Source organism: Hymenobacter sp., assembly GCF_035709525.1.
In the GTDB taxonomy this organism is placed as follows: Bacteria; Bacteroidota; Bacteroidia; order Cytophagales; family Hymenobacteraceae; genus Hymenobacter.
This window is the reverse complement of record NZ_DASTEP010000181.1, coordinates 19,078-28,081: the sequence shown is the minus strand read 5'-3', so window position 1 is coordinate 28,081 and position 9,004 is coordinate 19,078. Positions and strand designations below refer to the sequence as shown.

General features: G+C 66.5%; 7 protein-coding genes. 6 read left to right on the top strand and 1 reads right to left on the bottom strand.

The genetic code is table 11. The features are described 5' to 3' along the window. The first annotated feature begins 67 nt into the window (after positions 1 to 67). Positions 68 to 1,402 carry a TldD/PmbA family protein gene (locus VFO93_RS16350; RefSeq protein ID WP_325135443.1) on the top strand — a complete coding sequence of 445 codons (1,335 nt, stop codon included), beginning with the start codon at positions 68 to 70 and terminating at the stop codon, positions 1,400 to 1,402. 106 nt (positions 1,403 to 1,508) lie between these two features. Here the strand turns inward: VFO93_RS16350 and VFO93_RS16345 are convergent, their stop codons facing one another. Next, positions 1,509 to 2,135, bottom strand: coding sequence for a porin family protein (locus tag VFO93_RS16345; RefSeq protein WP_325135442.1), 627 nt, complete (start codon positions 2,133 to 2,135; stop codon positions 1,509 to 1,511). A 227-nt stretch (positions 2,136 to 2,362) separates the two neighbouring features. Here VFO93_RS16345 and VFO93_RS16340 point away from each other — a divergent pair, with 227 nt between their 5' ends. From VFO93_RS16340 to VFO93_RS16320, 5 genes are all read left to right on the top strand, one after another. Further along, positions 2,363 to 2,995, top strand: a complete 633-nt coding sequence (locus VFO93_RS16340; protein ID WP_325135441.1) for a DUF4159 domain-containing protein — start codon at positions 2,363 to 2,365, stop codon at positions 2,993 to 2,995. A gap of 117 nt (positions 2,996 to 3,112) precedes the next feature. Further along, a complete protein-coding gene (locus VFO93_RS16335) occupies positions 3,113 to 4,090 on the top strand; it encodes a MoxR family ATPase (protein ID WP_325135440.1) in 978 nt (325 codons plus the stop codon). A gap of 73 nt (positions 4,091 to 4,163) precedes the next feature. Then, the gene (locus VFO93_RS16330) at positions 4,164 to 5,045 is read left to right on the top strand and encodes a DUF58 domain-containing protein (RefSeq protein ID WP_325135439.1); all 882 of its coding nucleotides are present in this window, start codon (positions 4,164 to 4,166) and stop codon (positions 5,043 to 5,045) included. A gap of 128 nt (positions 5,046 to 5,173) precedes the next feature. Continuing rightward, the gene (locus VFO93_RS16325; RefSeq protein WP_325135438.1) at positions 5,174 to 6,736 is read left to right on the top strand and encodes a BatA domain-containing protein; all 1,563 of its coding nucleotides are present in this window, start codon (positions 5,174 to 5,176) and stop codon (positions 6,734 to 6,736) included. Beyond that, on the top strand, positions 6,736 to 9,003 hold the full coding sequence (locus VFO93_RS16320; protein WP_325135437.1) for a hypothetical protein: 2,268 nt from the start codon (positions 6,736 to 6,738) through the stop codon (positions 9,001 to 9,003). The genes VFO93_RS16325 and VFO93_RS16320 overlap by 1 nt, the downstream gene beginning before the upstream one ends. Position 9,004 lies beyond the last annotated feature (1 nt).

Here is a 9,004-nt window from a genome sequence, read left to right as displayed (position 1 = left end):
TCTCCCGGAGGGGAGGGGGCCGGGGGGTGGGGTAACACGCTAGAACAGCCTTACCAGCAACTATATCATGGCCATCCTTTCCCAAACCGAAGCGCAAGACATCCTCAAGAAAGTCCTCAGCTTTAGCACCGCCGACGAGTGCGAGGCTACCCTCACGGGCACCGTGGAGGGCAACGTGCGCTCGGCGCGCAACTCCATCAGCACGGCCGGGGCCGTCGACAACGTGGCGCTGGGCGTAACCTCGTACTTCGGGCAGCGCTCGGGCACTGCCACCTGCAACCAGTTTGACGAGGCTACCCTGCGCCGCTGCGTGCAGCGCGCCGAAGAAATTGCGCGCCTCGCCCCCATCAGCCCCGAATACATGCCGCTGCTCGGGCCGCAGACCTACCTCAGTTCGCCGCAGTCGTACGCGGCCAGCACGGCGGGCATCACGCCCGACTACCGCGCCACCCAAATGGCGGCCAGCATGCAGTACTGCGACCAAAAAAAGCTGACCTCGGCGGGCTTCCTCAACGACTCGGCCAGCTTCCTGGCCAAGCGCAACTCGAAGGGCCTTGAAGCCTACCAGCGCCTCACTAACCTCGATTTCAGCATCACCGTGCGCACGCCCGACGGGCAGGGCTCGGGCTACGCTGCTACCGATTTCACGGATATCTCGAAGTTCGACGCGGCCAAGCTCACGGCTATGGCGGCCGGCAAGGCGGCTTCGTCGGTGGGCGCCAAGGCTATCGAGCCGGGCAAATACACCGTTATTCTGGAGCCCAACGCGCTGGTTTCTAACTCTGACGCCTCGCTGCTGGGCGCGCTTATGAGCTCGTTCGACGCCCGCTCGGCCGACGAGGGGCGCAGCTTTTTGAGCAAGAAGGGCGGCGGCAATCGCAAGGGCGAAAAGCTCTTCGATGAGCGCGTGACTATCTACTCCGACCCTACCAACGCCGAGGTACCCGACCTCACGTTTTCGGGCGATGGCCGGCCGCAGCAGCGCACCACCTGGATTGAGAAGGGCGTGGTGAAAAACCTGTATTCGTCGCGCTACTGGGCCCAGAAAACCGGCGCTCCCAGTTTGCCCGGTCCCGGCGGCTTCATCATGGAAGGCGGCACCCAGAGCACCGCCGACCTCATCAAGGGCACGGCCAAGGGCATTCTGGTCACGCGCCTGTGGTACATCCGCGCCGTAGACCCGCAAACGCTGCTGTACACGGGCCTCACCCGCGACGGAACGTTCTACATCGAGAACGGCGCTATCAAGTTCCCCATCAAGAACTTCCGCTTCAACGAAAGCCCGATTATCATGCTCAACAACCTGGAGGCCATCGGCCGCCCGGTGCGCCTGGCCGGCAACCTGGTGCCGCCGCTCAAGATTCGCGACTTCACGTTCACGAGCTTGTCGGACGCGGTGTAATAGTGTAGGGTAAGCTTTAGCTTGCCATTGCCGCAGGCAAAAGGACGCTTGCTTAGCGCACGCCGTTTTGCCTGCGGCAATGGCAAGCTAAAGCTTACCCTACATGCTACTTCCCGCCAAACTGAATGGCCGCGTACAGCTGAAACACGCGGTTCTTCAAACGCGGGTCGTTCACCCCGGTAAGGTTCTTCGCGTCATTAATGTCGTTGATGCCCGCCACGTAGCGCCCGCCCAGCGAGAGCGAACCAAATTTGAGCCCCGCGCCGGCAGCCAAACTGAAATCGGCCCGCTTGTACTGGTCGGTAGCGTCCTGGTCGACCTGCCCGTAGCTGGCCGAGCCGTTGGTGTTGCTAATCTGCACCTGCCCGCTTTGGTTGGCGCTCACGAGGTAGCCAAACTGCGGCCCGGCCTCCACGAACACGGGGCCGACCGCTACCTTGGCCAGCACCGGCACCGTGAAGTAGTGCAGCTTGGTTTTGTAGTCGGTAACGGCACCCTTAAGGTTGCTGCCTTGCAGCGAGTACTGCAACTCGGGCTGGATGTAGAGCGGCCCCAGCAAGTTCCACTGGTAGAGCACGCCCACGTGGTAGAAGGTTTTGTAGCTGGCATCTTCGCCCGAGCGGCCTTGCAGCTCGGCAAAGTTGAGGCCGCCTTTTACCCCAAACTGGGCGTGGGCCTGGGGCGCGGCGGCCAGGGCTAATAACGCGATAGCGGGAAGGGTTAACGCTTTCATAAAGAACTCATAATTAAAGGTAAAAGGCTTGCCAACCGGCCAGTCCTGCGCCACAAACGCGCCGCGCGGCCCGCTAGTATGGCCGGCTTGTTAACTCCCCTCGCGCCCGGAGGTTGCGGTAGCGCTTAGCCACGGCCGCGTTTTCAAAAAGTACCCGCGCCGCGCAACTACTAGGCGGTAAGTCGTTTCATTTGCGTAGCCGGCCCGCTTTTCGGGGTCGATTTTTAATGCCGCTTTCCCCCGCCGCCCCGTTTACGTTTGTGCGCCTCAGCTACCACTCCGGCGACTGGGACGCCGTGGACGAGCGCATGCCCGCCAACCTGCTGCACTCGCTGGTGCAGTACACCACCGTGCCCGTGGCCGCCAAGGAAAAGGTGGTGGCGCTGGACAGCCCTGAGCTGTTCGGCTACCCATTTTGCTACCTCAGCGGGCACCGGTTGGTGCAGTTTTCGGCCGCCGAGAAGAAGAACTTCATTCAGTACGTGCGCAACGGCGGCTTCGTGTTCGTGGACGACTGCAACCACGACATCGACGGGCTCTTCGCCCGTTCCTTCGAAGAGCAGATGCGCGCCTGCTTCGGCGCCACGGCGCTGAAGAAGCTACCCAAGGCGCACCCTATTTACAGTCAGTTTTTTAAGTTTCCTGAAGGCCCGCCCAACACCGGCTTCGAGCTGAATGGCTGGGGCGACGACCTGGTACACGACTACCTCAAGGGCATCGAAATCAACGGCCGCCTGGGCGTGCTCTACTCCAACAAAGACTACGGCTGCGAGTGGGACTACGACTTTAGAAACAAGCGCTTTCTGGCCGAAGACAACACCAAGTTTGGGGTTAATATTCTGCTGTATGCGCTGAGTTGAATGGTTGGATTGCTGGATGGCTGGAATTGTTGAATTGTTTATTTCTCTCCTTTTTAGAAATGCCAACACCCACCCCATTCAACAGTTCGCCCATCCGCCTATCCAACCATTCAATCAATGACCGAACAAGACGTTAAAACGCTCCTCGCCAAGCTGCCGCTACTCAAGGCCGAAATCGGCAAAGTCATCGTGGGCCAGGAAGCCGTGCTCGATGAGGTGCTGGTGGCGCTACTGGCCGGCGGCCACGCCCTGCTCGAAGGCGTGCCCGGCCTGGCCAAAACCCTGCTGGTGCGCACGCTGGCGCAGGCCACCGACTTGCCATTTCGCCGCATCCAGTTCACGCCCGACCTCATGCCGACCGACATCCTAGGCACTGAGGTGCTGGAGGAAGACCACGGCACCGGGCGGCGCTCGTTTAAGTTCACCCCCGGCCCCATTTTCGCCAGCCTCGTGCTGGCCGATGAGATAAACCGCACCCCGCCCAAAACCCAGGCCGCCCTGCTCGAAGCCATGCAGGAAGGCCACGTCACCTACGCCGGCCAGGAGCACGCGCTGCCCCGGCCGTTCTTTTTGCTGGCTACGCAAAACCCTATCGAGCAGAGCGGTACCTACCCACTGCCCGAGGCCCAGCTCGACCGCTTCTTGCTGTACGTCCGCATCGGCTACCCCACCGAGCAGGAGGAGCTGGCCGTGCTCAGCGGCACCACCGGCACCGCCCGCGCCGAGGTGCGCCCGCAGCTGGCCGGCGGCGATATCCGGCAGCTTCAGCAGTTGGTGCGGCAAGTCAGCTTCAGCCCCGAGCTGCTGGCCTTCGTGAACCGGCTGGTGCGCGCCACCCGGCCGGCTACCTCGCCGGTCAAGTTCATTCAGGACTACGGGCGCTGGGGCGCGGGGCCGCGCGCCGGGCAGGCCCTCATCCTGTGCGCCAAGGCGCGGGCGCTGCTGCAAGGCCGCTTCGCCGCCACCCTGGCCGACGTGCAGGCGCTGGCCCCGCCCGTGCTGCGCCACCGCATCCTGTTGAATTTCAATGCAGAGGCGGAGAATATCACGCCTGACGACGCGGTAGCCGCGCTACTGAAGGCTGTGGCGATATAGTTTTCGCGCAGTGTTTCGCCGTGACCAGACACTGCGAAACACTGCGGTTTAACACTGCGAAACACTGCGCGAAATGTCGCTCCTCACCCCCGAACTCCTCTTCGCCCTGCGCAACCTGCCCCTCGCCGCCCGCCAGGCGGCCGAGGGCTTCTTGGCGGGCGCGCACGCCAGCCGCCGGCACGGCGCGGGCCTGGAGTTCAGCCAGTACCGCCCCTACCAGCCCGGCGACGACTTGCGCCGCCTCGACTGGCGCCTGGCCGCGCGGTCGGACAGGTACTACCTGCGCGAGTCGGAAGTCGATACCAGCCTCACCGTCAACCTCGTGCTCGACGCCAGCGCCAGCATGAACCACCGCGACGCCCACGGCCTCACTAAGCTCGACTACGCCCGGCTGCTGCTGGCCGCCCTGGCCTACCTGGCCCAAAAGCAGGGCGACGCGGTAGGCCTGAGCATCCTGAGCGCCAGCGGCCTCCAGCACCTGCCCGCCCGCGCCGACGCTCGCCAGCTGCCGCGCCTCTACCACGCGCTAGAGGCCGTGGCCGCCACCGGCGCCTTCCCCGAGGCCGCCGTTTTGGCCCCGCTTACGGCCCGCCGCCAGCGGGCGCTCACGGTGTGCGTGAGCGACCTCTATGAAGAAACCGACGAGCTGACCCGCCTGCTGGGCCGCCTGCGCGCCACCAGCGGCGACGTGCTGCTGCTGCACCTGGTAGCCGACAATGAATTAAATTTCAGCTACAAAGGCCCCGTGACCTTCCGCGACCTCGAAACCGGCCAGACCGTGCAGGTCGATGCCGACCAGCAGCGGGCTTCTTACCAAACGCAGCTGCAAGCCTGGCTGCGCGATACGGCGCAGCAAGCGCGGCGGCAGGGGCTCGATTACCATCTCGTAAACATCGCCGAGCCGTTGGATGGCGCGTTGCGTGAGTTTTTGAAACGCCGCCAACGCATGAGTTGATTACCCTTGAAAACGATTGTCATTGCGAGCGCAGCGAAGCAATCGCACCTGTTGAGCACCACCGTTCGGGTGCGATTGCTTCGCTACGCTCGCAATGACAGCTTTTATTCATTCGCTTCAATAACCCGTTGCTCACCTTCGCCAACCCATCCGCGCTGCTCGCCCTGCTGGGCCTCCTGGTGCCGCTGGCCATCCACCTCTGGAACCGCCGCCCCGGCCGCGAGGTGGCGGTGGGCAGCCTGCGCTGGCTGGCCACTGGGGCCAACCGCCGCCTGCGCAACCTGCGCCTCGAGCAGCTGGGGCTACTGCTGCTGCGGGCTGCCGCAGTGGCCGTGCTGGCCGCCGCAGTGGCCGGCCCCGCGTGGCGGCAGCCACTGCCGCCCGGCCGGGGGCAGGTGCTGATTAGCCCCGACCTGGCCAGCGAAAACGTGCTGGCGGCCGTGCGGCCCCGGCTCGACTCGCTGCGGCGGCGCGGCTACGCGGTGCGCTGGTTGAGTAAAGGGCTGCCCCCAATAGCCGACATCTGGCGGGCCGATTCGGCCGGCAATAGCTTGTCTGCTAAAGCAATGTTGGCGATACGCGATACAGGTTCTTACGAGGCGCGCATCCGGCAGGCAGCCGACACCTTTGCCGGGCAGCCGCTGTACGTGCTGACCTCGGCCCGGCTGGCGGCCATGCAGGGCACGCACCGGCCGCTGCCGCCCGGCATTACCTGGCAAACGCTGCCGCTGCCTATTGAAAGCATGTGGCTACAAGCCGCTACGGCTACCGCCGACAGCCTGCACCTGGTAATAGGCCGCAGCAATGAGCGCCAAACCACCTTTGGCCCCTTGCGCACGGCGCACCCGCAGCCAAGTGAGGAGTTGGCCATAGGTGGCCCGCCGACTTTATATTATGCATTAAAAGACAGCCTACTACTCCCTAGAAACCCAATCCAGCCCGCCGTGCCCGTGCGGCCGGCCGCGCTGCGCGCGTGGGTGTATGCCCCGCCCGCCTACGCCGCCGAGGCGCGCTACCTGCGCGCCGCGCTGCGGGCGGCGAGCGTGGGCCTGCCCGGCCCGCTGGCCGTCACCGTATCGCCCAGCCTGCCCGGTGTGGCTGACACGCCCGATTGGCTATTCTGGCTGTCGGCCGCGCCGGTGCCCGCCGCCTGGCGGGCGCGGGTGCTGGGCGGCCTGCACCTCTGGCAAGCCCCGGCCGGCCCCGGCACACCCGATACCTCGCTGCTGGTAGCGCCTGGGCTGGCTGCCGAAGTGCCCGCTACGCTGTGGCGGCGGGCGGCCCTGGCTGCCTCGGCCAGCACGGAAACCTTGTGGGCCGACGCGCAAGGCCGGCCCGTGCTCACGCGGCGGGCGCTCGGGCGGGGCGCTGTTTATCAAGCCGCTACTCTAATAAACCCCACCTGGAGCACGCTGGCCGACAACCCCGCCCTGCCGGCGCTACTACTCGATGTGCTACAGCCTGCCCCGGCCGGGGCCGCGCTGGCCCGCCTGCAAGCCCACGACCAGCGCCGCCTCGATGCAACCCAGCTGCCGAAGCCGCAACACCGAGCGCCGGGCACGGCCATTCCGCCCACTTTTCGGCTGCTCGATTTGCGGCCGTGGCTGGTATTGCTGGCCGGCCTGCTGCTGGCGCTGGAGCGCGGGCTGGCCGCGCGGCGTGGGGCTTCCACTTCCCTTTCGCCGGCCTGATGCAAACCTTAAATATTTCCGCAAAAGCTGACCTGCAAACCGCCCAGCAGCAGCTCGCACAAATAGCCCGCAGCTACGCCGGCCGCCGGGTGGCGGCGGTGCTACTGCCTACACTGGCGGCGGGCGTTTTGCTGGTGCTGCTGGCTCGCACCTGGCCCACCGCCGGCTGGCTATGGGCGGGCGTGGCCGCTGCCGTAGCCACGCTGGCGCTGTGGCCGCTACGGGCGGCGGGGCGCAGCAGCCTTGCCACGGCGGCGCGCCTGCTCAACCGCCACTACCCGCCGCTCGAAGACAGCACCGGCTTGCTGCTGCAAGACCCCGCCGCCCTGCCACTGCTGGGCCAGTTGCAGCAAGAGCGGGTGGCGCAGCAACTGGCCGGGCTCTTGGCTACCGGCCCGGCGCTGCTGCCGGTGCGATTCAAAAACTCCCTACTCAGCAGCGGCTTCCTACTTGCTTTAGGGGTAGCAGCTTGGCTTGTGCCGCCCGCAAAGCCCGCCGCGCAGCCTGCCAACGTAGCGGTGCATTTCAACGCTGACCAGCCTTCTAAAACGACCAAGCCACTACCCGCCCGCATCGAGCAGGTGCGGTTGTTGGTGACGCCTCCGGCCTACACGCGGCGGGCGGCGTTTGTGCCCGCGCAGGCGTCGTTTCGGTGCCCGCAGGGGGCGCGGGTGCGCTGGGAGGTGTGCGTGCGTGGGACCGCTTCGGCGGGGCCGGCGCTGGAAATCGGGGGCAAAAAGCTGGCCTTGCGGCCGGTGGCGGGCGCGGCGGGCACCTTTGCCGCCGAGCAGGTTGTGGGGGCGTCGGCGCTGTACCAGCTGCGCTACGCGGGGCAGGTATCCGACGACTACGCCATTGAGGTGCAGGCCGATGCGGCGCCAGTAGTGCGCGTGCAGTCGCCCCGGCCCTACACCCTCATCGCGGCCGTGGGCACGCGGCCCGAGGTGCCGGTGCAGGCCACTTTGCGCGACGACTACGGCCTGACGCGCGCCGAGCTCGTCATCACGGTGGCCAAAGGCCAGGGCGAGGCCGTGAAATTTACCGAAACCCGCCGCGAGCTGAGCGCCGGCCTGGGCGGCCAGCCCACGCAAAGCAGCATCAGCCAAGTGCTCGACCTGCCCCGGCTGGGTATGACGTTTGGCGACGAGCTGTACTTCTACGTGCAGGCCCAGGACAACCACGGCCAGCGCGCCCGCTCCGATACCTACCTGGTGCAGTGGCAGGACACGGCCGCCGCCGCCAGCGCCCTCGATATGGGCCTGGGCGTGAACACCGCGCCGGCTTACTTCCGCAGTCAGCGCCAGGTTATTATTGATACTGAGAAGCTCATCGCGGAGCAGAAAAAGCTGACGCCCGCCGAGCGCGCCAATCGGACCAACGCCCTGGGCTTCGACCAGCAAAGCCTGCGGCTGCGCTACGGCAAGTTTTTGGGCGAAGAAAACGAGAAAGCGATGGGTGCCAGCGCCCCGCCCCTGCCCATCGCGGAAGACGAGGAAACGCCCGCCGCCCACGCCGCCGAAGCCGACCACGACGAGCATGACCATGATGACCACGACCACGCCGCGCCGCCGCGCAAGGCGGGCGGGCTACCCTCGCTCACGGCCGAAACCGACGCCCTGGCCGACCCCTACATCCACAAGCACGACGATGCCGAAACGGCCGACTTCCTGGAGCCCGCCGTGAAGGCCAAACTGCACGCGGTGCTCGACGAGATGTGGGCTGCCGAGCTGCGCCTGCGCACCGGCCAGCTCGCGGCGGCCCGCCCCTACGAGTACCGCGCCCTGCGCCTGCTGAAGGAGGTGCAGCAGCAAACCCGCGCCTACGTGCGCAAAGCTGGCTTCGTGCCCCCACCGCTGCCCGAGGCTACCCTGCGCCTCACCGGCGAGCTGAAGGGAGCCGCCGCCCCGCGCCGCCTGGCTACCGTGCCCGCGCCGGCCGCCCAGCCGGCCGTGCGGGCAGCCCTGCGCTGGCTGAGCGCGGCCGCGGCCGGCCAGCCCGCCCGCCCCGCCGAGGCCGCCGCCCTGGAGCAGGCCAGCCAGGCACTAGCCCAGGCCGCGCTGCAAAAGCCAGGATTTTACCTGCCCGCTTTGCGCGCCCTGCGCACGCTGGCCGCCGAGGCCCGCGCCGGCCGCCGGCCGTGCGCCCCGTGCCTACCCGTGGCCGAGCGCGCCCTCACCGATTTGCTGCCCCCGCCCCCGCCCGCCAGCGCCCGCGCCGCCGCGCCCGACCGCCTGGCCCGCCGCTACTTTGAAGAGTTGAGTCGTTAAT

Coding starts and splice junctions, on each gene's coding strand:
- VFO93_RS16350 (WP_325135443.1), top strand. CDS start 68: ATGGCCATCCTTTCCCAAACCGAAGCGCAAGACATCCTCAAGAAAGTC.
- VFO93_RS16330 (WP_325135439.1), top strand. CDS start 4,164: ATGTCGCTCCTCACCCCCGAACTCCTCTTCGCCCTGCGCAACCTGCCC.
- VFO93_RS16320 (WP_325135437.1), top strand. CDS start 6,736: ATGCAAACCTTAAATATTTCCGCAAAAGCTGACCTGCAAACCGCCCAG.
- VFO93_RS16340 (WP_325135441.1), top strand. CDS start 2,363: ATGCCGCTTTCCCCCGCCGCCCCGTTTACGTTTGTGCGCCTCAGCTAC.
- VFO93_RS16345 (WP_325135442.1), bottom strand. CDS start 2,135: ATGAAAGCGTTAACCCTTCCCGCTATCGCGTTATTAGCCCTGGCCGCC.
- VFO93_RS16335 (WP_325135440.1), top strand. CDS start 3,113: ATGACCGAACAAGACGTTAAAACGCTCCTCGCCAAGCTGCCGCTACTC.